Annotated in this window: 18 protein-coding genes; 5 read left to right on the top strand and 13 right to left on the bottom strand. The window is 45.2% G+C overall.

Annotated elements, in window-relative coordinates; all coding sequences use genetic code 11:
* Positions 1 to 39: 39 nt before the first annotated feature.
* The 8 genes from E2566_RS07125 to wecA all read right to left on the bottom strand — a co-directional run bounded on the left by E2566_RS07125 (position 40) and on the right by wecA (position 9,658).
* Positions 40 to 1,167 carry a glycosyltransferase gene (locus tag E2566_RS07125; protein ID WP_107169876.1) on the bottom strand — a complete coding sequence of 376 codons (1,128 nt, stop codon included), beginning with the start codon at positions 1,165 to 1,167 and terminating at the stop codon, positions 40 to 42.
* Positions 1,168 to 1,220: 53 nt separating this feature from the next.
* The gene (locus E2566_RS07120; protein ID WP_133169870.1) at positions 1,221 to 2,366 is read right to left on the bottom strand and encodes an O-antigen polymerase; all 1,146 of its coding nucleotides are present in this window, start codon (positions 2,364 to 2,366) and stop codon (positions 1,221 to 1,223) included.
* Positions 2,367 to 2,388: 22 nt separating this feature from the next.
* Positions 2,389 to 3,297, bottom strand: coding sequence for a glycosyltransferase family 2 protein (locus E2566_RS07115; RefSeq protein ID WP_107169874.1), 909 nt, complete (start codon positions 3,295 to 3,297; stop codon positions 2,389 to 2,391).
* 1 nt (position 3,298) lies between these two features.
* The gene (locus tag E2566_RS07110; RefSeq protein ID WP_107169873.1) at positions 3,299 to 4,534 is read right to left on the bottom strand and encodes a flippase; all 1,236 of its coding nucleotides are present in this window, start codon (positions 4,532 to 4,534) and stop codon (positions 3,299 to 3,301) included.
* A gap of 152 nt (positions 4,535 to 4,686) precedes the next feature.
* Complete coding sequence (gene wzc, locus E2566_RS07105) at positions 4,687 to 6,858, bottom strand: tyrosine-protein kinase Wzc (protein ID WP_107169872.1); 2,172 nt, start codon at positions 6,856 to 6,858, stop codon at positions 4,687 to 4,689.
* Positions 6,859 to 6,874: 16 nt separating this feature from the next.
* Positions 6,875 to 7,309 carry an arsenate reductase/protein-tyrosine-phosphatase family protein gene (locus E2566_RS07100; protein WP_107169871.1) on the bottom strand — a complete coding sequence of 145 codons (435 nt, stop codon included), beginning with the start codon at positions 7,307 to 7,309 and terminating at the stop codon, positions 6,875 to 6,877.
* 8 nt (positions 7,310 to 7,317) lie between these two features.
* Entirely contained in the window at positions 7,318 to 8,454 is a 1,137-nt protein-coding gene (locus tag E2566_RS07095; protein WP_107169870.1) for a polysaccharide export protein, read from the bottom strand.
* A gap of 124 nt (positions 8,455 to 8,578) precedes the next feature.
* Positions 8,579 to 9,658: a UDP-N-acetylglucosamine--undecaprenyl-phosphate N-acetylglucosaminephosphotransferase gene (gene wecA, locus E2566_RS07090; RefSeq protein WP_107169869.1), complete on the bottom strand. Its 1,080-nt coding sequence runs from the start codon at positions 9,656 to 9,658 to the stop codon at positions 8,579 to 8,581.
* A 648-nt stretch (positions 9,659 to 10,306) separates the two neighbouring features.
* On the opposite strand from wecA, the gene E2566_RS07085 reads away from it, so the two are divergent.
* Complete coding sequence (locus E2566_RS07085; RefSeq protein WP_107169868.1) at positions 10,307 to 11,893, top strand: TerC family protein; 1,587 nt, start codon at positions 10,307 to 10,309, stop codon at positions 11,891 to 11,893.
* A gap of 80 nt (positions 11,894 to 11,973) precedes the next feature.
* Here the strand turns inward: E2566_RS07085 and dcuC are convergent, their stop codons facing one another.
* From dcuC to apbC, 5 genes are all read right to left on the bottom strand, one after another.
* Positions 11,974 to 13,326, bottom strand: a complete 1,353-nt coding sequence (gene dcuC / locus E2566_RS07080; RefSeq protein WP_107169867.1) for an anaerobic C4-dicarboxylate transporter DcuC — start codon at positions 13,324 to 13,326, stop codon at positions 11,974 to 11,976.
* Positions 13,327 to 13,592: 266 nt separating this feature from the next.
* Complete coding sequence (gene asmA, locus E2566_RS07075; protein ID WP_107169866.1) at positions 13,593 to 15,428, bottom strand: outer membrane assembly protein AsmA; 1,836 nt, start codon at positions 15,426 to 15,428, stop codon at positions 13,593 to 13,595.
* A 63-nt stretch (positions 15,429 to 15,491) separates the two neighbouring features.
* Positions 15,492 to 16,073 carry a dCTP deaminase gene (gene dcd / locus E2566_RS07070; protein ID WP_005974037.1) on the bottom strand — a complete coding sequence of 194 codons (582 nt, stop codon included), beginning with the start codon at positions 16,071 to 16,073 and terminating at the stop codon, positions 15,492 to 15,494.
* A gap of 108 nt (positions 16,074 to 16,181) precedes the next feature.
* Positions 16,182 to 16,823: a uridine kinase gene (udk, locus tag E2566_RS07065; protein ID WP_005974035.1), complete on the bottom strand. Its 642-nt coding sequence runs from the start codon at positions 16,821 to 16,823 to the stop codon at positions 16,182 to 16,184.
* A gap of 188 nt (positions 16,824 to 17,011) precedes the next feature.
* Positions 17,012 to 18,121, bottom strand: a complete 1,110-nt coding sequence (apbC, locus tag E2566_RS07060; protein WP_107169865.1) for an iron-sulfur cluster carrier protein ApbC — start codon at positions 18,119 to 18,121, stop codon at positions 17,012 to 17,014.
* 222 nt (positions 18,122 to 18,343) lie between these two features.
* On the opposite strand from apbC, the gene metG reads away from it, so the two are divergent.
* The 4 genes from metG (at position 18,344) to fdnI (ending at position 25,250) form a co-directional block, all read left to right on the top strand.
* Entirely contained in the window at positions 18,344 to 20,374 is a 2,031-nt protein-coding gene (metG, locus tag E2566_RS07055) for a methionine--tRNA ligase (protein ID WP_107169946.1), read from the top strand.
* 279 nt (positions 20,375 to 20,653) lie between these two features.
* The gene (fdnG, locus tag E2566_RS07050; protein ID WP_107169864.1) at positions 20,654 to 23,701 is read left to right on the top strand and encodes a formate dehydrogenase-N subunit alpha; all 3,048 of its coding nucleotides are present in this window, start codon (positions 20,654 to 20,656) and stop codon (positions 23,699 to 23,701) included.
* Positions 23,702 to 23,713: 12 nt separating this feature from the next.
* Positions 23,714 to 24,622, top strand: coding sequence for a formate dehydrogenase subunit beta (fdxH, locus tag E2566_RS07045; RefSeq protein WP_014700652.1), 909 nt, complete (start codon positions 23,714 to 23,716; stop codon positions 24,620 to 24,622).
* A complete protein-coding gene (gene fdnI, locus E2566_RS07040) occupies positions 24,615 to 25,250 on the top strand; it encodes a formate dehydrogenase-N subunit gamma (RefSeq protein WP_107169863.1) in 636 nt (211 codons plus the stop codon). Before fdxH ends, fdnI begins: the two co-directional genes overlap by 8 nt.
* Positions 25,251 to 25,383: the final 133 nt, after the last annotated feature.

Genomic DNA, 25,383 nt, shown 5'->3' with positions numbered 1-25,383 from the left:
GTTCTTAATTTTAAAAACAGTCTTTATAGAAATAACTAGCTATACTCTATTGATAACATGCATCAAATCATCCCACCCATCAGCATAATTTATTCTTTTGGCAGGTTTTTTTTCATCACAGGACATTTTTTGTTTTATTTTGTCAGCCCATATTTTTGCATCCATAGGGTCACAATAAGAGGCTTTATTATACTCAGATAGGACCTCTTTTGAATAAGGTAAGTCACTGGCCAATATATCCAAACCATAGTATGCAGCTTCTAATAACGGTAGTCCAAATGTCTCAAGGCGGCTAGGAAAAGCCATAATTCTCGTTCTAGAGTAAAGTTCGCTAACCTTATTTTTATCAATTCTTCCAAGAAAAATAATAGAATCAGATAACCTATGCTTATCGATTAATGAAGAAACAAAATTAGAAAGTTCATTTTTATTTATTGTCAAAACCAGTTTTATATCGTTCTCTTCAAGGAAATCTTTCCCTATGATCCCTAGCGCATTAATTAGCACTTCATGGTTTTTATAAGAAAATGCAGTAGCTGGATAGAAAATGATATTTTTTATATTTCCACTTTTAGGACATTCAGGTATTTCAGGTATTTCAGGTATTTCAGGTATTTCAGGTATTTCAGGTAAACTTGGCTTGATCACTAAAACATTATCACTTTCTACGTTTAGTTTTGAAACTAATTCATTTTTTATCCATTTAGTTTGCACGATAAAATAGTCAGCAAATGGCAAATTTGCTTTTATAAAAAATATATAAAACTTCTTATATAGCCATAACAACCTTTCTTTAGAAGAAAGCGGCGAAAAATTTAAATCTGAAAACGGTATAGATTGATGCATATAAACAAATTGCTTTATTTTTTTTATCCTAACAGGGATATTTTGCATATTTATGCAAGTATCAAATATCATACCTTTCTTTTTTAAGAATTTATCCAATCGATAAAAGTCGAAAAGAATTCTACTAATCCAATTTTTGGTATTAATACAGATATAGTTAATATTATTATAATGTGGCAATTTATCAAATGTACTTTCATTAATAAGCACTGTATAGTTATGTTCTGTCTTCGACACAACGTTTAACAATTGACATAAAATAGTAAGAGCCCCCCCATCTGTTGCTGCTGTCGCTATAATTAGTATATTTTTTTTATTCACACATTCATCCTTACCAATTAAATTTTGAAATTCTATTCAGCATGGAATACTAATTATTTATTATTAATCATTACACTTTTAATAATTCCATAAGAATAAATCAGGACAAAACAGAAAAAAAACTCACCTTTAAGAAATAAATTATCAAAGATCATAAAAAAAGATAACACAGAGAAATAAATAAAATAGGCAACTCTTATTTTTGCAGGCATGGTCAAGAAACCAATGACATAGAATAAAAATTGAATGAATATTTGAATACAAACACCTGCTAATCCTAATAATCTTGCTGGTTGTGCAAAACCAGTGCTTGCATTTAAATAATCAACAACAAGATCAACTTTTAGTTCTGAAAACCCTAAATATTTTACAAGCGTGTTCGGTAATAAAAAAGACGAAATATAGTACCCCATGCAATTAGCAGAATCGTTATAACATATGTCTAATCCATGATTATATTGTTCAACATTAAATATTAAATTATAAATTGGACTAGACATATAGAGCCAAATCCAATACAAAATCTCACCTAATGCCTCTCCATTAGCATTTGCCCCTCCGACATTTAAAATGTAATTAGAGGTATAATCGCCAGCTAATATCTGTCGGAGATTGCCAATAAAACCAAACGTCAAGATTAAGAGAAACGAAGAAAAAACCATTTTCATTACTAGTTTCTTATTAATCCCATTTTTATAAACCGTCGATATAATAACAATTAAAAATGAGACCATAAATAATTGCCTAGATAATGTAAGAACAGAAATCATCACAGCAAAAGAAAAAGAATAAACTAAGGCCTTTCTAGAAGAAAACAATGATGATAATAAGACAGCACAAATAGAAGATGAATAAAAAAAGACATGGAAAAACGGAAGGCCTTGATATTCATCTCTACCAGAGACCATGAGGATAGGAATCCCCTTTAAGTAAAATTCTAGAAAAAAACCTAAAAATGAGATTACTATGAATACTTTATAACCATTATCAAACCCATGATTATTATATAACTTAGGGGATGAAAAATTCTTTTTACATAAAGAATACAAAATTACAAATAAAACCAATGGAAATATAAAAAAAATAAAACTATTGAAAGATAAAGAGTTATATAGATAAGAAAAATTCAATGCGGATAAAATAAGGCAAAAGAATAAAGCCGTAAATATATTGAGTGGGTATAAAAAAAATTTTTCCATGTATTATATCTTCACTCTGAGGTCATCTTACTAAAAAGACAATAAATGTAAAAAAAGTCAACATTTTTTTATCTCTAAATAAACTTAAAAAAATATACCTAAAAGAAAAACATATCGACTTAATACCGTCTAGTTCGACTAAATAAAAAACATCATTATTTTTTATTTTTTTTATTTCAAATAGCATTCTTTTTATTTTAGCTTTCGATTTACTTATTCTACCAAATGAATCTAACGACGAACGAATTCTTTTAATGAGACTTTTCCTTCCCCCGCCCACAACATTATTATCATGTTGGCGATACTTAATCGTAATTTTATCAAAATAAAACAAACCATTTTCTGCTGCGGCATTCAGAGCCAACCAATTATCATGCATGGTTATACCATCAGGGATTGGCAGACATTTATCTAATAATGCACGATTAAAAACTGTTGTACAGCCATAAACACTACATTTCCATAATAAATTAATAGGATCAATATTTTCCCGTGGATTGATTTTACATGATTTGTAGAAGCTCTCGGAGATTGTATTCAAATCCTTATCCACCAATTCAAGATCACTATAGAGCATTACCGGACGACTTCTATTTTTATCTTTTTTCTGAATTTCATCTAACAATAACTCTATTCTATTTTCAGGCCACACATCATCTTGATCAGCTAAAAATACATAATCAGCTTTGGTTGCTTCTAACACTCTATTGAAATTACTCAACACCCCTCCCTGTCTCTCATCATTGATGAGAATAATTCTATCGTCAACCAGGGCCAACTGCTTAATAAGACCAACAGTGTTGTCCAAAGAGGCATCATCACTGATATACAATCTCCAATTCCCTACGGTTTGATTTATAATGGAATTGATTTGTTCAACTATATATTTTTCACCATTATATGTTGCCATAGCGATATCTATTGAAACCATGTTATTTTCTCGACAGAATATAAAGAAGAAGAAAATCAACAGTTACTCTAATTGTCCAAGCAATTGCTGTGCCATACAAAGAAAAATTCACCGTCAATAGATATAACAAAAGTAGATAGGGAAGAAGCTCAACACCATGTAGCGCTGCAGTCCATTTAGCGTGACCTCTTGCCTGAATTTGTGCGAACGGTATTTGGGCAAGTGAATTAAAAAAGAAACCAATCAAAAGAATGCTAAAAATGTTAGCAGGTTCGCCAAAAAATTCGCTCCCCATCCAAATCGTCATTATTTCTTCCGAAAAAAAGACACCTAAAAAAACAATAAAACCACAGGTAACAATAAGTACAAGGTAGCTAAATTTTTCTAATTTTTCATTATCTTCTTTATTATAACAACTGCTAAGTTTGGGAAATAATACTCTTGCTAATGCGAATGGGATATTTAATAACCTGCTGATACCTTCAGAAGGTGCAGTATAAAAAGCTACTTTATTTGCTCCTAATAAATTTGATATCACAAATCGATCAAAGTAAACCATTATAGGACTAATAATGTTACTTATCGTAATCCATCCGCCAAACTTAATAAGGCGACTAAAAGTTTCTTTATAAAAAATGAATTTACTTGCTAATATAAATTTACGACATGAAAAAAAACCAAGAAACAAAGATATAGCTCTTCCACAGACTAAACCGATAGTCGCAGATTTAAGCGTTGGTTCAATCAACACAGCAAATGCTGGAAGTGCAGATATACAAGAACTACTGATGATACGCTGAATATTTATATTACCAAACTTCTCAAGGCCCTCAAGATATGCTAACCATATTTGGTTTAATAAAAAAACTGGCACTAATAAAGAAAGAAGTTGGAAGGATTCCTTTACATCGTCAAAAAAAACATCTGATACCTTTATAATTTCAGCTATCTGCGGTGAATATAAAAATATCCCGCCCCCCGCAACACCACCTAATATCAATACAGATATGCTAGATGTTGATATTATTTTCCTTTGTTCACTAACATTATCTCTATTTATTGATATTTCTCTAATCACTGTTCTGGTGAGCCCAACATCGAATATACTTGCATAACCGACAATTGCAAAAGCAAGGGTGAAAACACCAAATAATTCCATACCCAAATATCGTGATAACAAACCTAATGCAGGAATAGCGATAATAGAAGGCACAGCAAAACCACATAGGTTATATAATGTATTCTTAATTAAGCTCATAAATCATTCTGAAACTCTAAAACAAAAAGGGGTATTAAGAAACCATAAGTATTTTTATTTATGGTTTCTTAAAGTCATTAAAAAAGAATAAAAACCCATCCACTGTAGATAGTAATAAAAAAGAGGCAATGCTTTTTTCGTATTTTATATGACTATTTTTTATCGTCCTTATAGTCATATGTATAGTAGTTATAATTCCCATAACCGTAATAGCTAGCTGCACGTTTTACAATCGCATTCAGAATAACACCTTTAATTTCCGTACCATTCTGCTCAAATCGGCGCACACTTACCTCTATTTCTTTCAGCGTATTCACCTCAAAACGCGCAACCAAGAGGGACGTTCCCGCATTCCGGCTGATAATTGCAGCATCAGTCACAGCTAGAATCGGGGGGGTATCCAATAAAACAATATCATAATGTTTAGAAGCCCAGTCAACGAACTGAGAGAAACGGCTATGCATTAACAACTCAGAAGGATTAGGTGGAATCTGTCCACGAGCGATAAAATCCATATTTCCCACAGCGGTTTTACGGACACTTTTTTCTGCCGTTATCTGCCCAGACAATATATCAGAAAGGCCATCAGTTCCATGGGTTCCCATTAATTCATGGGCATACCCCTTGCGCATATCACAGTCAACAATCAGAACTCGCTGTCCCGACTGTGCGATAACAGCGCCAAGGTTTGCGCTAACAAATGTTTTACCAATTGCAGGACTCGCACCAGAAATCATTAGTACATTATTTTTAGCTTCCATCATGGCAAAGTGCAGGCTCGTGCGCAGGCTTCTAATCGCTTCAATAGCGAGATCGGCAGGATTACCCACTGCGAGGAGTTCTGTAGAGCGCGTATTCCCTTTCTTGCTTTTTCCTAATATTGCTCTGTCTTTCTTCTGCTGCCATTCTGATAAAGGAACGCTGGCGTACACGTTAATTCCTAAATCCTCTAACTGCTCAGGGCTTTCAATGCCTTTATGCAGCATTGTTTTTAATATAACAAATATCGTTGATATTACAGCACCTATAATTAGCATTGACAAAATAGCAATGAGCTTTTTAGGTTTTACAGGTTTAAGCTGAAGTGCAGCTGCATCAATAATGCGAACATTACCAACTGTACTCGCTTTGTTAATGCTCAGTTCCTGTTGTTTATTCAACAGCTGCATATAGACTTCTTGTCCAACATTTACGTCACGTGTTAAGCGTAATATTTCTTGTTGGGTTTTTGGCATGCTACCAACACGCTTATTGATTTTTTCGCGTTCCTCTTCAAGAGTTTTTCGCTTTTCCATCAACGCACGATAAGCAGGGTGTTCTTTAGTATATAGCTTGGATATTTCAGCCTCTTTAAACGTAAGTTCATTAAGCTGAGACTCTACAGATACCATCGTATCCAAAACAGCTTTCGCTTCTAACGATAAATCAACGGATTCATTTTTTTGTCGATAACTGTTTAATTTATTATCAGCATCATCAAGCGTGAGACGAACATTGGGTAGTTGTTCCTTAAGAAACTCAAGGCTCTTTCCTGCTTCCTCAGATTTGCGTTCAACATTTTGCTGAAGATAATTTTGGCTAATACTATTAAGTATTTTATTGGTTAACTCAGGATTCTCACCTTCATAACTTAGCGAAAGTACTCCAGTATCCTTTCCTTTATCTGCAACAACTAAATTTTCTAATATGTTATTAATAGCCGTAATAGTATTTAATTTCTTAAGGTGAAAAACTGTACCTTTCTCAGCTTTAATATCACTTACTAATATAGAAAGGCCATTATGTTTTTCTATACTCCCAACTTTTCCATTGAATTTTAAAGCATCCCCTGCTTCTATTACATAATTCTGCTCATCAATAATGGTAAGTCTGATAGCTTCATCTTCCCAAGATTTAGGCACTTCCAATCTTGATACTGCAATCTTCCCCACATCTTTTCCCAGCAACCTCGAAAAACCTTTACCAAAAACGGGAAAATATTTTTGTTGAGCTACAATATCTAAAGAGAGATCGCTAACCGTCTTACCAACCACCATCCGCGATTTAATCAGCTCAATCTCCGCAGCTGATTCAGGCTTCGCATCCGGTAATACACTAGAGATGTCTTTAAGGAGGGAATTCCCGGCATTTTGCTCCACCTGGATTAAAGCATCCGATTTGTAAATTGGTGTAGCAAATGTCGCATAAAGAATACCAGCGATAGTGAAAACTGCAGTAACACCAACAATTAACCAACGATGATCCAACAATGTTCCCAACAAACGCCCTAAATCAATCTCATCCGCAATCGTTTCGGATGCTTTTACTGAAATTTTCTCTGCCATGGATTTCCCTGACTTGTTAACGGCTTAATGCCTGCACCCATTTTTGGGCGGATTGCTCAAGTTGCAAGTAAACGAATTCAAATGCTTCGCGACTCTTTCGGTAAGGATCGGCAATTTCTTGTTGGCTCAGCCAGTGGCCAAAGAGCATAGTTTTACCTCGCACCTCTGGTGCGATACGCCCCACTCCATCAATATGTCCTTTCTCCATAACTAGAATCAGGTCGTACTGGCGGCATAAGGCGGAGGTCAATTGCTGCGCTTCATGCCCTTCGAGAGAAAGGTTATGATGATTTGCTACCTCGGTTGCCATTGCATCGGCGGGCTTCCCTACCAATGCGCCTAATCCAGCAGAAGCGATTCTTTTCGTCGGCAAAGCCTGTTTCAACAACCGCTCCCCCGTAGGGGAACGGCAAATATTACCAACACAAACGACAAGTATTGAATCAAACATAGTTATCTCTACGGCCAAGTACGAACGCGCAGCGAGCCCTCGGTCAACTCATTGAACCCAGAAATAGTAGGTACAAGCTGACTGATGACACGGTTCCAGCGAACGATTGGTGCCGTCGTTACATAGACAATATCATAAGGTTGTAACTGGAATTCCGTCCCCATTACCATGGCCGTAGCATCTTTCGCATTAAGTTGGTAGACGTCAGCTAGTTTAGGCCCTTGTGTTCCTCGTAATGACCGGATCACAAAAATCCCAGTGGCATCAGAAAATGTCTGATCAATGCCTTCTGCATTACCCAAAGCCTCTGTCAGGGTCATGCCACTGCGATCCATTTTGAGCGTACTTTGCTTCTTGACTTCACCCATAACGAAGACTTTCAAATCGTCATTGCGGGGAATATAAAGGATGTCGCCAGGGTATAGTAGAGTGTTTTGAGAAAGATCGCCGTTTTGCATCAGCGCTTGAAGAGAGATACGTTTTTCCTGGCCGTTATGCGTCAGCACAATGTTACGCCAATCAGCATTCTCGCTTAACCCACCCGCTTTATTGATTGCATCCAGGATGGTTAGTGGCACATTGGTAATGGGCTGTTCACCAGAAGTTTTAACTTCACCAGTTACATACGTCTTTTGAGAACGGAAAGCGGCAATACTAACATCGACCTGTGGGGATTCGATATAAGTTGCCAGACGTGATGTGATATCTTCACGAATCTCCATTACCGTTTTACCAGCAACCTTCACCTTGCCAATATACGGATAGAAGATTGTACCGTCGGAGTGTACCCAGTTGCCCGTATCCGCAGCAGTACGGTATGTACCCGCTGGGGTAGTCAATTCAGGATGATCCCATACGGTAACCATGATGACATCGCCAATACCAATACGGTACTCATACTGTTGGAGTTCACGTTCTAGCGCAGGGTTAGTTTGCGCAATCAGCGGCTTCGCCCGCATTTTATCCACTAAATATGGTGTGAGTGGATAAACATTCACTAATTTATCAATATTAAAATCAGCGTCTTGCTGCTTGATAACCGCTTTGCCACTCGTAGAAAGATGGCTACCGGGGATTAAGGTACAGCCGCTCAACAAAGCGAGTGACACCACCATTGGTATCAATTTCAATTTATGCTTTATCATCCTGTTCATGCCATCACTTTTGATTAAAAATCGCGCAAATCCCTACAAAATATCAAATAATTATAGAGGACATTTCGTTAAGCAAACCTACAGTCTAAAGCGCAAACAGCCGTTAATTTATCTGTTAGCGTCGTTGCTCCATCTTATCTGCAACAACAACCGCCCCATGACTGGCACGCCTTATCCAGGTCAGCAGACGCCATACTCGCGTTATTGCCCAAAAATAACCGACAAAAACAACCAAGAACGCGCTCAGCATAACAGATTCGGTTATACCACTTAATTCACAAATAATACCAATTGCAGCCAAAACCATTGCTACAACAACAATTGCCAATAAAGACTGCCTAGGTGTCAAACCTGCACGCATCAGGATATGGTGTAGGTGCTCGCGGTCGGGCTTGAACGGGCTATCGCCTCTGCGAATTCGACGCACCATAATCGTCACCATATCCATTAACGGAATAGCGATAAACCACAGCGCCGTCACCGGACGAATCACTGCATCATCACCTTGCGTAGCCAAAATCAACAACCAGATAACGGTAAAACCAATAAGCGTACTACCCGCATCACCCATAAAGACTTTAAATTTCTTACCCCACGGCACACCCAGATTCAACAAAATGTAAGGTAACGTCGCAGCCAGCAAGCACAAACTCCACCGAGCAAGTTCGTGCCGTCCATCAAGATAAAAAACCACAGCCAACGCACCAAATGTTACACAGGAAAGTGCGCCCAGTAGGCCATCGATGCCGTCAACCATATTGAAGGCATTAATCGCCCCCCACACCGCAAATAACGTGACCGTATAACCAAAAATACCTAAGAATAACTCGTACCCGAACATCACCTTGCCTAAGGATACAAGATAGACTCCGGCGTACATCATCAAACCTGCAACGAGCGCTTGTAGACCAACGCGGGGAAGAACCGGAAGATCGTAGCGATCGTCCAATATTCCCACTACCAACAATACCGTGGCGCAAATCATATAGAGAGAGAAATCAGGAATCCATGCAAAATCAAAGGCATATATGACCCATAGGGCCATATAAATAGAAACACCACCAACCAGTGGAATATGACCACGATGTCTCTTGCGCTCATTCGGTTTATCTACCAGCCCAACTTTTATTGCTACTTTTCTTGCTAAGAACAACGCAATGAAAGCACTCAGGAAGACCACCATAAATTCTTGCATTTTTGCACCATCACCAACCCGTTATGTGAATGTTTTGCATCAGACACGCTACCGCCCTTGGCTCGTAGCTACCAATGCGCTGTCAAACAACGTACGGAACACCATCCAATGGCTACACCCTGGACCCGTAAACCATCTGTTTGCATCTAAATATTTTAATTTATTTGTTAATCAATTGATTTTTATAACAAAAAACGATCAGCCAATATATTTTTTATATGATTTTAGCTAAATAAAAAAAACTAAATCTCGCCCATAATATTGGCGGCGACATCAAGAGCACAAGGGCAAGATGGCTTGAAAGGAGCTTTTCAGAATAAGACTACGCGCATCCCTGTCGCAAAAATCCTGCTAAATCTGCGCATTATTCTATGCGTTGTATGCACGTATTATCAAATAGTAACGTGCGATACCTTACGTATCATTCTTAAAATTTTACTTATTGTCGATTTTTCACCCAAAATCTACCAATAAGCTACTCACCTTTCTATGTCAAAAAAATGACAACGCTTATCAGCGTCATCTCTCTGATCGGTATTTGTCCATGAGAACGCTTGTTATAAAGAATATCCTCGCAAATTCTGGTTCATCTGCGCACGCCCTGATACGCTATCAAGGTTATCTTCATTTAAAGGTGAAAAAATAGCTATGGAGTGGATCGCTGATCCAACAATATGGGCCGGGTTGGCTACACTGGTTGTCCTGGAATTGGTTCTGGGCATTGATAATCTTATCTTCATCGCCATTCTGGCTGAGAAACTCCCAAAAGAGCAACGTGATAAAGCGAGAGTCGTCGGCCTGTTACTTGCCTTGATTATGCGACTGGGCCTGCTGACGTCCATTTCCTGGCTGGTATCGTTGACTACCCCTCTCTTCACGCTCCTTGAGCACACATTCAGCGCTCGAGATGTCATCATGCTGGTTGGCGGGTTATTTCTACTTTTTAAAGCCACCATGGAGCTTAATGAGCGACTAGAAGGAAAAGATGAGGAGCAACAGGCTCAGCGCAAAGGTGCGCGTTTCTGGCCAGTAGTTGCCCAGATCGTCGTACTGGATGCCATATTCTCGCTGGATTCCGTGATTACCGCTGTTGGCATGACCGACCATCTGCTGGTCATGATGTCCGCCGTGACGATTGCCATCTTCCTGATGTTGCTAGCCAGTAAACCGCTGACCCGTTTTGTCGCTGAACATCCAACCATCGTTATCCTATGTCTTAGCTTCCTATTGATGATTGGTTTCAGTCTGGTGGCGGACGCGTTTGGTTACCACATCCCCAAAGGCTATCTCTACGCTGCGATAGGTTTCTCGGTATTGATTGAGATGTTGAATCAAGTTTCCCTGTTTAACCGCCGACGCTTTCTTTCTTCTTCTGTTCCGCTACGCCAACGCACCGCAGAGGTTGTTTTGCGTATTTTGCGCGGCAATCATGAAGAAGCCGAGCTGGACAATCAGACCTCGTCGATGATTGCAGACAACACTCGGGCAGGCCGGGAGGTGTTCAATATTCAAGAACGCAGAATGATAAAACGGGTATTGGGGCTGGCCCAGCGAACCATTAGCAGTATTATGACGTCGCGGCATGATATCGAGTCAGTTGAGCTGAATATTACGCAGGATGTGCTCGCCAAGCTATTAACAAGCAACCAGCATTCCCGACTCGTGGTAACCGACAGCAATACCTCTGATGAACCACTGGGCATCATAAATGTTGCCGACTTACTCCAGCAGCAGCTAAACCGCGAGCCATTCAACCTACGTATTCTGATCCGCCAGCCGCTGGTTTTTCCGGAGCAACTCTCGCTTTTACAAGCGCTGGAGCAGTTTAGAGAAGGAAGAACACATTTTGCGTTTGTCGTTGATGAGTTTGGTTCAATGGAAGGGATTGTCACATTAAGTGATGTGATGGAAACCATCGCGGGCAACTTACCGCGCGAAGGAGAAGAGCGCGATGCTCGCCACAGCATTCAACAGAATGATGATGGCAGTTGGACCGTAAATGGCTATATTCCGCTGGAAGACCTGACGATGTATGTTCCGCTGACGCTGGACGAAAAACGTGAGTACTACACGTTGGCAGGCCTGTTGATGGAGCACGCGCAGCGAATTCCACAGGTGGGCGATACGCTATCAATCGATGGTTATCAGTTCACTATTTTGGCGGTAGAAAGCCACCGTATTGTGGAAGTTCGCATTACACCAAACAACGAACCACAGACTGATTTTGAAGTGTGATAACAGCGTTATCACACAACCTACACCCTATCCGTACCCACAACGCCTTCCAGAATGGTAAGGGTTGTGGGTATATATAATCAGGTAGGGATCATTATCTCTGTGGCGACCACCACCACGATCAGCCCAACCAGCACGGGAACCGATGTGCGCTTTACTACCTCAAACGGCGATATTTTCGCCATCCCGGCGACCGCAACCACTACCCCGGATACTGGAGAAATAGTACGGCCCAAATTGGAAGCCTGAAGCATCGGAATGGCCAGGTAGGCAGGGTTGATGCCCATTTGCGACGCCAGCTTAGGAATCAACTCAACAAACGCATAAAACGGCGCATTGCCAGACCCTGTCGTCATCGCAGCCAGCATCGTGATTGCCACCAACACTAGCATAATCACCAACCCACCGCTGCCAAATGACTGCGCAAGACCAATCAGTCCGCTGATAAAGCCTATCGTGCCAAGCCCCTGAGCAAATACCCCAGCCGCGACCAGCAGGATGACAACACTAGAGAAGGCATCAGCCATGCCACGATAGGCTACATCCAGCCCATCAAACACTTTCTGCGCATTGAACGAGCGAACAAATTCCAGTATCGCGGCCAACACCATGCAGATAACCAACACGGTAATAATGTGAAGCTCCGGCCCCCATTTACCATCAAATATCAGTACACCCGCGATCGGCGTAAACGGCAGAATGGCGTAAAAACGCGGGGCATTGGTCGTGATTTCACTGACATCCAGAATTTCATGGCTAATGTTCGCTTTGTTGTCCAGATAGCGCTGCCAGAAGAAATGCGCGACAGCCATACACACGATAGCAATGATGGAAATGGGTAGCGTAGCCTTAAAGGCAAAATCCACTAATTTCATCTGCGATGCCTGTGCGGCAAGCACCACGTCGCCCGATGTAGGTGACAGGATCAACGCCACGGGAGAAGCGCAGATTGCCGCCGCAGCGCCGCGGCTAATGCCAACGTTCACCATGACAGGAAACAGCGTTGCCATTAATAACACGCCCAGCCCAGTGGCCGATGACACCGCTAGCGACATAAGACAGGCGACAAAATAGGCCGCAATCATCAGCAAATAAGGCGAGTTGATCATTTTCAGCGGGCGGGAAACCAGCTTAACGACGACATCATTGGCACCGATATGCGTCATATAGGCGGCAAAACCACACAGCACCATGATCATCATGCCGAGATCGCCACCGCGGCTCATCAGCAAAATTTTTACGTATTCAACAATATCCGTTGCGCTCCAGCCCGTCGCTTTCGCACTGGCTGGCAATACGTTTTTCCCCAGCATGGCGCTGATTGCCAAGAGTAACAGCCCCCCCACCAACAACACGCCAGTCGCGGAGTACCCTTTTATAATGTAACGACCAACCAGAATCGTTACAGCAACACCAATCAAAAGTTCGAGCATAGTGAGTTTCGATACCTGAGTAATAAATTATCTGACAAAATTCTCCGGCAGCGGAATATGGCACCGCACCGAAAACAGGGGGCGGAGTTTACTGCTTTAGAAAATAAAAAAAGAGAAAAATATTAATATGCAGCGTTAAAAAAGAGACATCGAACACAAAGTTTGTCTGGGGAAGTATGACAAATGAAAGGAAAGCATTGAGGATAAGCCGCCGGATTTGCTGACGGAAATCAGCAAACCGGCCTAGAACGCAGCATGTCTGGAAATTAAAGACGGTCGAGCAGTTGCTTCAAGTCTTTGCCCTTCTGGTTTTGCTGATTTTGGCTGGCCCAATCATTCAGGCGTTTCTTCAGTTCATCCTGTAGACGTTTACGCAGCAACTGCTCTACCTGCAACTGGTAGTTCAATTTATCCCACTCGCCATAGACGCGTAACGGAATTGCCGTATTTTTCAACACGCTGACCAGTTGCTCATCCCCTTGCCACCCTTGCGTGATAGAAACATTCACGTTGACGTCACACGTCTGAGCTGGCAAATCGAATTGGCCGACACCGCTTAGAGACAGCAGCTCTGAGCGACCATTGAGATCGGTAAGACGCAATTTACCTGCATTCAATTGTACTTTTCCGGTCAGTTGTTGCAGTTCAGTATAACGCTCGTAGCGCTCTTGCCCACGCACATTGCCGTTACTGCGCGCCACAGCCATCTGCACCATTTGCTGAATATTCAAGCCCTGTAGGCGAACATTATTGGCTTGCAGCGCCGCCGTTCCTTGCCACTGCTGGAGCAAAGCAGGCAGCGCAGCGCTATTACCGCTGAATTGTCCCGTCATCGACAATTTTCCACTGATCGCCTCGGCAGGCAGCGCAAACGCAGACATCAGTTGAGACAGTTCAATATCTTTGAGATCGGGTCGTAGCGTGATATTGGTTGATGATTTCGTCACAACCTTAGCGGGCAATGAGAAATGCCCACTGCCCAGTTCGCCACTTAAGGTCGAAATATCGAGTAATCCCGGCTGATTCTCTGCCCGTAATGTGAATTGGCGAACATCAAGGCCACGATAAATCAGCGAAGCAGCCTGTAGCGACAGACGTGCAGTGAATCGCTGTAAGCTATCTTCTGGCGTGGTCGCTTCAGCTTCATTTGAAATGACAGGGGCTAGTGGCTTAATCGCTACTGTAGACGCGTTATTTTCTTTTACCGCCGCAATCCCCAGCAGAGAATCGAGATCCAGCTTCTCAGACAACAAATCCAGCTCGTAATGGGGGATATCACCTAGCGTCACACTACCCGCCCCCGACAACTGACTATTATTGGTATTGAGTACAAGCTGGCTAAACGTGATTTTTTCAGGCTGTTGCTGATAACTTGCCTGAACACTTCCTGTCCCACTGATACCGTTTGTCGGTATTCCAACGCCCTGAAGCTGGTAATCCAGTTTGGTTATATTGGCATTTACCTGCTGGGGGAAACGCAACAGATCGACATCTGCGGCGAGAGAGAAAGCGATATCGCGCTGATCGCGATTGATACGGCTCGATAATTCGATGTTAACTTGGCGGTCGCTGTTCTGCTCCATTGCAAGATTAATATCGCGAACATTAATCTGTTCGTTATTACTGCGTTGCAAAATTAACAGACTATCGGCGACTTTTATCTTATTAATATCCAGACGCCAGCGTCGTTCTTCAGATGGAGTCTGCGATCCCGCAGGGGCAATTGGCGCATTGTTGGCCTGTCTGGCTTCACTTTCTGGCGTCAGGCGAATAATCGCCCCTTTCAACATCACCTGCTTGACCGCAAGCTTATGCGACAACAGCGGCCACAGCTGCACATCAAGGCGCATATTTTCAGCGCTGACAATTGGCGCACTGGAACCCGGCGCACTTAATGACATACCGCCAGATAAAATACTCAGTTGTGGCCACACGTGCCAGCGCAGATCGCCATCAAGTTGCAGACGATAGCCGCTACGTTCCTCAACCTGCTTCACCATGTAAGCGCGGAAGTCATTGGGATTAACCAGTACGACCAAGGCCGTCATTCCTGCCACCAGCACCACAAGCAGAATTGCTAGCGTCGTCAGAAATCTTCTCATGCCATCCTCATTGCGAAACGCGCGACTGCCTGATTTTTATATTACAGACCTATCGCCAGACGCTCAGTCTTTATCGATCCGGCTCGCTACCGCACCCTGCTGATCTTTATACTTGGCATCCTGACGGCGGTTGTACGGGCGAGCCGCCGGCCCGGAAAGGGGTTCAAAACTCAGAGCGCCAATCATCATGCCGGGACGTAACGCCAGCGGCAACTTACCTGAATTATAGAACTCCAGCACAATTCTTCCTTGCCAACCGGGATCAATACGGTGTGCAGTGACGTGAACCATCAATCCCAGACGGGCTAACGAAGAACGGCCATCCAACCAGCCTACCAAATTATCTGGTAGCGTGACCGACTCAAACGTTACTGCCAGAGCTAATTCTCCTGGATGCAGGAAGAATGCCTCACCTTCTGGCAAATTGATTTCATCACTCATGACGCGATCTAGTGCCGCACTGACTTCATCTTTCGGACCGCTTAAGTCAATGAAAGCCGCGGTGTGTCCGCGGAAGACGCGAAACTGATTTCCCAAACGAACATCAACGGTCGCGCCACTGATCCTCTCAGTTGGCGGACGGGGCGTAATCACCAGTCGGCCATCATCCAGCCAGGCTTCAATGTCACGGTCACACAGTCTCATCTTATTCTCCATTCGACACGGGTATATCGGGATAAACCTCACCCATACCCGTCATAACGTCACGTTGCGGCGCATTAACTGTGCAACGTGAATTAGTTAAGGTATCCACTACTCAAAGAACTGGCTTATCTTGGCTTTCAAGATATCAATCGCAATACGGTTTTTCCCGCCACGCGGTACGATAATATCGGCATACTGCTTGGACGGCTCAATGAATTGCAGGAACATCGGACGCACGGTCTTTTGGTACTGTTCCATCACCGAGTCCATTGAACGGCCACGTTCATTCACGTCGCGGCGCATGCGGCGCAGCAGGCAGATATCCAGCGGCGTATCGACAAAAATAGAGAAATTCATCTCATCGCGCAGACGCGCATCCGTCAGTAGCAAAATTCCTTCTAGGATAATGACCTTTTTCAGCTCAATATGCACCGTTTCCTGTTTGCGGGTGTGCTCGACATAGCTGTACTGCGGGACTTCAATTGCCTGACCCGCTTTCAGCATTTGCAGATGCTTAATCAGCAGGCTGTGATCCATCGAACTCGGGTGGTCATAGTTGGTTTTTACCCGCTCTTCCATGGTCAGGTGGCTTTGATCTTTATAATAGCTGTCTTCAGATATCACCCCGATATGCTGATCACCAACCTGATCGCGCAATTCACGATACAAGGTGCTGGAAATAAGACTTTTACCCGAAGCTGATGCTCCAGAGATCCCGATGATGACGCACTGGTGAGACTGATCAGTCATGGTATTAACGACCTGATTAACATAAATAAAAGAGAGGGGAATGCGCCAACGGGCGCTTTGACGTGCAATTATAGGGAGTTAGCTGCCTTCACGCCACCCTTTCCATATATTGCGCCCAAGGGAAACTGGGGACTGGCGCAGGATCAAGCCGGGGCAAAGCCCGGCTTTTATACTCACTAACGGAAGTGCTACAGCGCCCGGAAAGAAATTTCTCCAGGAATAATATCACCCTGCCAGTAAAGCTGGGCGGCAACCTGCCCTGCCAGCTCACGGTACAAAGAAGTAAACTCGCTATCTGGCTGACTGACCACCGTCGGTTCACCGCGATCGAGGTCTTCGCGCAGGGAGATATGTAGTGGAAGCTGACCTAACAGAGAACAGTGGTATTTTTCCGCCAACTTCTGTGCACCGCCTGTACCGAAGATTGGCTCCAGATGGCCACAGTTGCTACAGATATGAACGCTCATGTTTTCAACGATACCCAGCACCGGCACGCTGACTTTTTCAAACATCGCAATACCTTTCATGGCATCCATCAGCGCAATATCCTGTGGCGTCGTCACTACGACCGCGCCGGTGACAGGAATATTCTGCGCCAGCGTCAGTTGAATATCCCCCGTACCCGGCGGCATATCTAACACCAGATAGTCCAGATCTGGCCAAAGCGTATCTTGCAGCAGTTGCAATAATGCTTTGCTCGCCATCGGCCCACGCCACACCATCGCATTATCATCCGTCACCAGGTAACCAATCGAGTTGGTTGCCAGGCCGTGAGCGATAATCGGTGCCATGTGTTGACCATCAGGCGAAGTGGGACGTTCACTGGCCGAACCCAACATGGTAGGGATCGAAGGTCCATAAATATCAGCATCCAGAATGCCCACATTGGCGCCTTCAGCCGCCAATGCCAGCGCCATGTTGACCGCCGTGCTGGATTTACCCACCCCGCCTTTCCCAGAACTGACGGCAATGATGTTTTTTACACCCTTCACGCCAGCCTGATCGTTAACTCGGCGAAGCGTAGCGATATCGTGCGTTAAGCGCCATTCAACCGCTTTTGCACCTGATAAACGTAATAACTCATCGCTAACCGTTTCTTTTAATACTGCCAAACCACTGAGCCAGACAAACGGCATCGTCAGTTCGATATGCAACACATTATCTAGCAACGCACAATGACGTAGTGCATTCAGTGTCGTCAGATTATTTTTCAGTGTCGGGTGCTGAAAAGTAGATAAAACCCCGGTGACCATCGCACGCAATGCTTCAGGACGTTGTTCGGGGACTGTAGCGTTCATTCCGGCTCCTTGAAATTCTCATATTTGACCCTTGAGACCTGTATAGCATACCAGAGCGAGGGAAGCCTGACGCCCTTCGGCATCAAAAACGTGGAAACGCTACGCAAAATAGAATCTGCCATGTGGTTTCCTGTCGTTTTTACTCACGCCAGCGGTTTACGCAGTAAGGCGCTATCGGTTAACATCGATCTCCCTCTATTCACAAAAGAAAGCAAGTTCCTCATGACTCAAGTCGCAAAGAAAATTCTGGTAACGTGCGCGCTGCCTTACGCTAATGGTTCAATCCACCTCGGTCATATGCTTGAACACGTTCAGGCTGATATTTGGGTTCGTTACCAGCGAATGCGCGGCAACCAGGTTCACTTTATCTGTGCGGACGACGCCCACGGCACGCCAATCATGCTGAAAGCACAGCAGATGGGGATTGCGCCGGAACAGATGATTGCGGCAATGAGTCAGGAGCATCAGCAGGACTTTGCCGGTTTCAATATCAGCTATGACAACTACCACTCTACGCACAGCGAAGAGAACCGCGAGCTGTCAGGTCTGATTTATGGTCGGCTGAAAGAGAACGGCTTTATTAAAAATCGCACCATTTCTCAGTTATACGATCCAGAGAAAGGCATGTTCCTGCCGGATCGTTTCGTCAAAGGCACCTGCCCGAAATGTAAGGCAGCCGACCAATACGGCGATAACTGCGAAGTCTGTGGTGCGACCTACAGCCCAACAGAGCTGATCGAACCAAAATCTGTGGTGTCTGGTGCCACGCCAGAAATGCGTGAAACAGAACACTTCTTCTTCGATCTGCCTGCGTTCAGCGACATGCTGCAAGCCTGGACACGTTCTGGCGCATTGCAAGAGCAGGTTGCCAACAAGATGCAAGAATGGTTCGATTCGGGCCTGCAACAGTGGGACATTACCCGCGATGCGCCGTATTTCGGTTTTGAAATCCCTGATGCACCGGGCAAATATTTTTACGTCTGGCTGGATGCGCCAATCGGCTACATGGGCTCGTTCAAGAACCTGTGCGACAAACGTGGCGATCTGAGTTTTGATGATTTCTGGAAAAAAGACTCAGATGCGGATTTGTACCACTTTATCGGTAAAGACATCGTTTATTTCCACAGCCTGTTTTGGCCAGCGATGCTGGAAGGCAGCGGTTTCCGTAAGCCGACGAACCTGTTCGTACACGGCTATGTCACAGTAAACGGCGCCAAGATGTCTAAATCACGCGGTACCTTCATTAAAGCGGGCACGTACCTGCAACATTTGGATGCCGATTGCCTGCGCTATTACTACGCAGCAAAATTGTCTTCTCGCATTGATGACATCGACCTCAATCTGGAAGATTTCGTCCAGCGCGTGAACGCGGACATCGTGAACAAAGTCGTGAACCTGGCATCGCGTAATGCGGGTTTCATCAGTAAACGCTTTGACGGCAAACTGGCGGACAAACTGGCCGATCCCGATCTGTACAAAACCTTCACCGACGCGGCAGCCAGTATTGCGGAAGCCTACAGCAGCCGTGAATCTGGGCGTGCTATTCGTGAGATCATGGCACTGGCGGATATCGCCAACCGCTATGTTGACGAACAAGCACCGTGGGTGGTGGCGAAAGTGGAAGGTCGGGATGCAGACCTACAGGCCATTTGTTCAATGGGCATTAACCTGTTCCGCGTATTGATGACGTATCTGAAGCCGGTCCTGCCTTCTCTCGCAGAACGAACAGAAGCGTTTTTGAACACGGAACTGAGCTGGGATGCGATCGCCACCCCGCTGCTGAGCCATCAGGTCAATCCATTTAAAGCGCTGTTTAATCGCATCGATCTGGATAAAGTCAGCGCAATGGTTGATGCCTCTAAAGAAGACATGGTCACCGCGCAGAAAACCGTGTCCGGTCCGTTGGCAGATAATCCGGTGCAGGACACCATTAACTTCGACGATTTTGCCAAAGTCGATATGCGTATTGCACTCATTAAGCAAGCTGAGCTTGTTGAAGGTTCTGACAAGCTATTGCGTCTTACGTTGGATCTGGGCGGCGAAACGCGTCAGGTCTTCTCCGGCATTCGTGAGGCTTATCCCGATCCGGTTAAGCTGGAAGGCCGCTTGACCGTGATGGTCGCCAATCTGGCTCCGCGTAAAATGCGCTTCGGCATATCGGAAGGTATGGTGATGGCAGCCGGTCCCGGCGGGAAAGATATCTTCCTACTGAGTCCAGACAGCGGCGCTCAGCCTGGTATGCAGGTCAAATAACCACCACATCAAGCCGGATTCTTATCCGGCTTTTTTTGCAACAATTCCACCACAAATACCCGTTTATCGCCCTCCAATTGCCTCGTTGCCTTGCATGGTTTGTAACCATGAAATAACAAATTCGTTATGCATTACAATATATAACGAATAAAAAATATACCTCTTTGTAGGTGTAATGGGCATTTAAATACTTAAATTTTGATTTTGCGCAAAGCCCACATTTTGTGTGTTGTTAAATTGCTCGCAACAAAAATGACACATAATTACACAGGGAAACTAATGCAACTCAATAGAAGAGGTTTCTTTAAAGTTTGCGCGGGGGGGATGGCTGGAACCACTCTCGCGGTATTGGGCTTTACACCCACAGAAGCAATGGCATCCGTGCGTCAATACAAATTGTTGCGGGCAAAAGAGACACGTAACAACTGTACATACTGCTCAGTCGGTTGCGGTGTGCTTATGTATAGCCTGGGTGATGGCGCAAAGAATGCAAAACCCTCCGTTTTTCACATTGAAGGTGATGCAGACCATCCGGTCAGCCGTGGCTCCCTTTGCCCGAAAGGTGCGGGTCTGGTCGACTACATCCATAGCGAAAACCGTCTGCTCTACCCTGAATACCGCGCGCCGGGTTCCGACAAATGGCAACGCATTAGCTGGGACGACGCGATTGAGCGTATCGCACGTCTGATGAAAGCGGACCGAGACGCTAACTTCCAACGCACCAACGCGAAAGGCGAAACCGTCAACCGCTGGCTGACGACCGGTATGCTGTGCTCTTCTGCCGCCAGCAACGAAACCGGTATTCTCGATCAGAAATTTGCCCGCGCGCTGGGCATGGTTGCCATCGACTGTCAGGCTCGTTTGTGTCACGGGCCAACCGTTGCTGCACTGGCACCGACATTTGGCCGTGGTGCAATGACCAACAACTGGGTTGATATCAAAAATGCCAACGTTATCATCGTTATGGGCGGTAACCCAGCAGAGGCACACCCGGTCGGTTTTAAATGGGCCGTTGAAGCGAAAACGCACAACAATGCGAAACTGATTGTTGTTGACCCACGCTTTAACCGCTCTGCTGCCGTAGCCGATCTCTACGCCCCCATTCGTGCAGGTTCTGACGCCGCATTTCTATTAGGCATCGTTAACTACCTTATTACGAACAATAAAATTCATCACGAATACGTGGTGTCTTACACCAACGCCAGTTTGATCGTGCGCGATGATTTCAGCTTCGATGAAGGGCTATTCAGCGGTTACGACGAACAAAAACGTCAATACGACAAATCCAGTTGGCAGTATGAGCTTGATGAATCCGGTTTCGCTAAACGCGATAACACGTTGTCACACCCGCGCTGTGTCTGGAATTTGCTGAAAAAGCACGTTTCCCGCTATACGCTGGAAATGGTGACGTCTCTGTGCGGGACATCAGCCAAAGATTATGAAGAGATTTGCCGCACGCTGGCCGAAACCTGCGTACCCAATAAAACCGCAACCTTCATGTACGCGCTGGGCTGGACGCACCACACTAACGGTGCGCAAATCATCCGCACCGCAGGCATGATTCAGCTTCTGCTGGGGAATATTGGTATGGCGGGTGGTGGTATCAACGCCCTGCGCGGCCACTCTAATATTCAAGGGTACACCGACCTCGGGCTGCTAACGATAAATCTGCCGGGGTATATGCCGCTGCCGTCAGAAAAACAGCCAGACCTGCAAACCTATCTGGGACAAATAACACCAACCGCGGCCCTGCCCGATCAGGTTAACTATTGGAAAAACACGCCAAAATTCTTTATCAGCATGATGAAGAGTTTCTACGGTGATAACGCACAGGCTTCGAATAACTGGGGTTATGACTGGTTGCCGAAGTGGGATCGCAGCTACGACGTTATGGTGCAAACCGAGCTGATGGTGGAAGGCAAAATGAATGGCTACATCGTTCAGGGCTTTAACCCCGTTGCCGCGTTCTCCAACAAGAACAAAGCGACCGAAGCGCTCTCCAAACTCAAGTATATGGTCATCATCGATCCGTTGATCACTGAAACCTCTACTTTCTGGCAGAACTACGGTGAGTTCAACGACGTGGATACGAAGTCCATTCAGACAGAGGTTTTCCGTCTGCCATCGTCCTGCTTTGCCGAAGAAAATGGGTCTATCGCCAACTCGGGTCGCTGGTTGCAATGGCACTGGGCGGCGGCTGAGCCACCAGGAGAAGCCCGTCATGACGGGAAAATTCTCGGTAAGCTGCTGATGCGTCTGCGTGAGCTGTATAGAGAAGAAGGCGGCACTTATCCCGATCCAGTGATGAACATCAACTGGAATTATAAAGACCCGGAAGATCCGACGCCGGAAGAGATTGCCCGCGAAGCCAACGGGATGGCGTTAGCCGATGTTTACGACGACAGTGGCAAACTGATCCTGAAAAAAGGTCAGCAGCTCGCCGACTTCTCACAGTTGCGTGATGACGGCACCACATCCAGCTTCTGCTGGATCTACGCTGGTAGCTGGACGGAAGCTGGCAACCAAATGGATAAACGCGACAATGCCGACGCGGGTCTGGGCTGCACGCCAAACTGGTCATGGTGCTGGCCGCAAAACCGCCGCATTCTCTACAACCGCGCCTCCGCCGACCTGCAAGGTAAACCGTGGGACAGTAAACGTAAATTACTGGAATGGACCGGTCAGAAATGGCAAGGCATTGATGTGCCTGACTTTGCTGCGACCGTACCGCCGGGTAAAGACACAGGGCCGTTTATCATGCTGCCGGAAGGCCTGGCGCGTCTGTTCTCCGTAGACAAACTGGTAGACGGGCCATTCCCTGAGCACTACGAACCGATCGAATCGCCCATCGGTACTAACCCGCTACATCCGTCGGTGATTTCCAGCCCGGTCGCGCGCTTGTTTGCCCGCGATGCGAAAACCATGGGTACCGCGAAGGACTTCCCTTACGTGGCAACGACGTATTCGATTACCGAATTGTTCCGCCACTGGACAAAACACGCACGTCTGAACGCCATTGTACAGCCGGAACAATTTGTTGAAATCGGTGAAAATCTGGCGAAAAGCAAAGGCATTAAAGCAGGTGATGAAGTCAAAGTCTCCTGCCAGCGTGGCTACATTAAAGCCAAAGCGGTGGTCACTAAGCGTATCAAAACGCTGGAAATTGCCGGACGCAGCGTGGAAACCGTTGGTATTCCCTGCCACTGGGGCTATGAGGGAACCACACGCAAAGGGTTCCTGGCTAACACACTCACCCCGAGCGTCGGCGACGCTAATTCACAAACGCCTGAATACAAAGCGTTTTTGGTTAATGTAGAGAAGGTGTAAGGGTAGCCAACTATGTCAATGCAATCACAAGATATTATCAAACGTTCGGCCACCAACGGCTTTACACCGCCTCCGCATGTGCGTAATGACAAAAGCGAAGTGGCAAAACTGATCGATGTCACGACCTGTATCGGCTGCAAAGGCTGTCAGGTGGCTTGTTCAGAGTGGAACGACATTCGTGACGAGGTCGGTCATAACCTTGGGGTCTATGATAACCCGGCGGATCTGAGTGCCAAATCCTGGACGCTGATGCGCTTTTCCGAAGTGGAAGAGAACGATCGTCTGGAATGGCTGATCCGCAAAGATGGCTGTATGCACTGTAGCGATCCTGGCTGTCTGAAAGCCTGTCCTTCCGCTGGCGCAGTCATTCAGTACGCCAATGGTATCGTCGATTTTCAATCCGAAAATTGTATCGGTTGTGGCTATTGCATCGCCGGTTGTCCGTTCAATATTCCACGTCTGAATAAAGAAGATAACCGCGTCTACAAATGTACGCTGTGCGTCGACAGGGTCAGCGTTGGTCAAGAGCCAGCCTGTGTGAAAACCTGTCCAACCGGTGCTATTCGTTTCGGTACGAAAGAAGAGATGAAGCATCTAGCGGAAGAGCGCATTGCCGATCTGAAAAGCCGCGGTTACGAGCACGCGGGCCTCTATGATCCACAGGGCGTAGGCGGTACGCATGTAATGTATGTTCTGCACCACGCAGACAGACCATCGCTTTATCACAATCTGCCGGATGACCCGCAGATTTCTACGCCGGTCAATCTGTGGAAAGGCATTCTGAAGCCGCTCTCTGCATTAGGCTTTGTCGCCACGTTCGCCGGGTTAATGTTCCACTACATCGGTGTGGGTCCGAACACAGAGGAAATGGAGCATGAACACGAGGGAGAAGACAAAGAAGGGGGAGACAAACATGAGTAAGCCACAAATGATTTTGCGTACCAAGTTTATCGATCGCATCTGTCACTGGATTGTGGTGATTAGCTTTTTCCTGGTCGCGCTTTCTGGTATTGCCTTGTTCTTCCCGACCCTACAGTGGCTGACGCAGACGTTTGGTACGCCGCAAATGGGGCGTATCCTGCACCCATTTTTTGGCGTGCTGATCGTCATCTGCCTGATCCCGATGTTCTTCCGTTTTGTTAGCCATAACATTCCGAAGAAACGCGATCTGCCGTGGTTCCTCAATATCGTTGAGGTGTTAAAAGGCAATGAGCATGAAGTCGCTCAAGTGGGTAAATACAACCCTGGTCAGAAAATGATGTTCTGGAGCATCATGGGGCTAACGCTGGTTCTGCTGATCACCGGGGTTATCATGTGGCGTCCTTATTTTGCCCACCTGTTCCCAATTGATGTCGTGCGCTATGCCATTCTGATTCACGCGGCTGCGGCCATCGTGCTGATCCATGCCATCCTGATCCACATGTACATGGCATTCTGGGTTAAAGGATCGATTAAAGGCATGATTGAAGGCAAAGTCTCCAAACGCTGGGCGAGTAAGCACCACCCGCGCTGGGCGCGTGAAATGGAAGAAAAAGAAACGAAGAAATAATTCACTCTTTTCACTCCATTGTTTTCCTCAAATGCCCGCCTCGCGGGCATTTTTCTTTTCATCCGCAGTCAGTACAAATCGTTATAACTTACATCCAAACGTCATAACTTATCCCTCTTTCTCGGCTATCACT

Origin of the sequence: Pectobacterium punjabense, assembly GCF_012427845.1 — a bacterium.
In the GTDB taxonomy this organism is placed as follows: domain Bacteria; phylum Pseudomonadota; class Gammaproteobacteria; order Enterobacterales; family Enterobacteriaceae; genus Pectobacterium; species Pectobacterium punjabense.
Note: the sequence above shows the minus strand (reverse complement) of the source record. Positions and strands in the feature narration are given on the sequence as shown.

Coding starts and splice junctions, on each gene's coding strand:
- E2566_RS07120 (WP_133169870.1), bottom strand. CDS start 2,366: ATGGAAAAATTTTTTTTATACCCACTCAATATATTTACGGCTTTATTC.
- E2566_RS07115 (WP_107169874.1), bottom strand. CDS start 3,297: ATGGTTTCAATAGATATCGCTATGGCAACATATAATGGTGAAAAATAT.
- E2566_RS07110 (WP_107169873.1), bottom strand. CDS start 4,534: ATGAGCTTAATTAAGAATACATTATATAACCTATGTGGTTTTGCTGTG.
- wzc (WP_107169872.1), bottom strand. CDS start 6,858: ATGGCAGAGAAAATTTCAGTAAAAGCATCCGAAACGATTGCGGATGAG.
- E2566_RS07100 (WP_107169871.1), bottom strand. CDS start 7,309: ATGTTTGATTCAATACTTGTCGTTTGTGTTGGTAATATTTGCCGTTCC.
- E2566_RS07095 (WP_107169870.1), bottom strand. CDS start 8,454: ATGATAAAGCATAAATTGAAATTGATACCAATGGTGGTGTCACTCGCT.
- wecA (WP_107169869.1), bottom strand. CDS start 9,658: ATGCAAGAATTTATGGTGGTCTTCCTGAGTGCTTTCATTGCGTTGTTC.
- E2566_RS07085 (WP_107169868.1), top strand. CDS start 10,307: ATGGAGTGGATCGCTGATCCAACAATATGGGCCGGGTTGGCTACACTG.
- dcuC (WP_107169867.1), bottom strand. CDS start 13,326: ATGCTCGAACTTTTGATTGGTGTTGCTGTAACGATTCTGGTTGGTCGT.
- asmA (WP_107169866.1), bottom strand. CDS start 15,428: ATGAGAAGATTTCTGACGACGCTAGCAATTCTGCTTGTGGTGCTGGTG.
- dcd (WP_005974037.1), bottom strand. CDS start 16,073: ATGAGACTGTGTGACCGTGACATTGAAGCCTGGCTGGATGATGGCCGA.
- udk (WP_005974035.1), bottom strand. CDS start 16,823: ATGACTGATCAGTCTCACCAGTGCGTCATCATCGGGATCTCTGGAGCA.
- apbC (WP_107169865.1), bottom strand. CDS start 18,121: ATGAACGCTACAGTCCCCGAACAACGTCCTGAAGCATTGCGTGCGATG.
- metG (WP_107169946.1), top strand. CDS start 18,344: ATGACTCAAGTCGCAAAGAAAATTCTGGTAACGTGCGCGCTGCCTTAC.
- fdnG (WP_107169864.1), top strand. CDS start 20,654: ATGCAACTCAATAGAAGAGGTTTCTTTAAAGTTTGCGCGGGGGGGATG.
- fdxH (WP_014700652.1), top strand. CDS start 23,714: ATGTCAATGCAATCACAAGATATTATCAAACGTTCGGCCACCAACGGC.
- fdnI (WP_107169863.1), top strand. CDS start 24,615: ATGAGTAAGCCACAAATGATTTTGCGTACCAAGTTTATCGATCGCATC.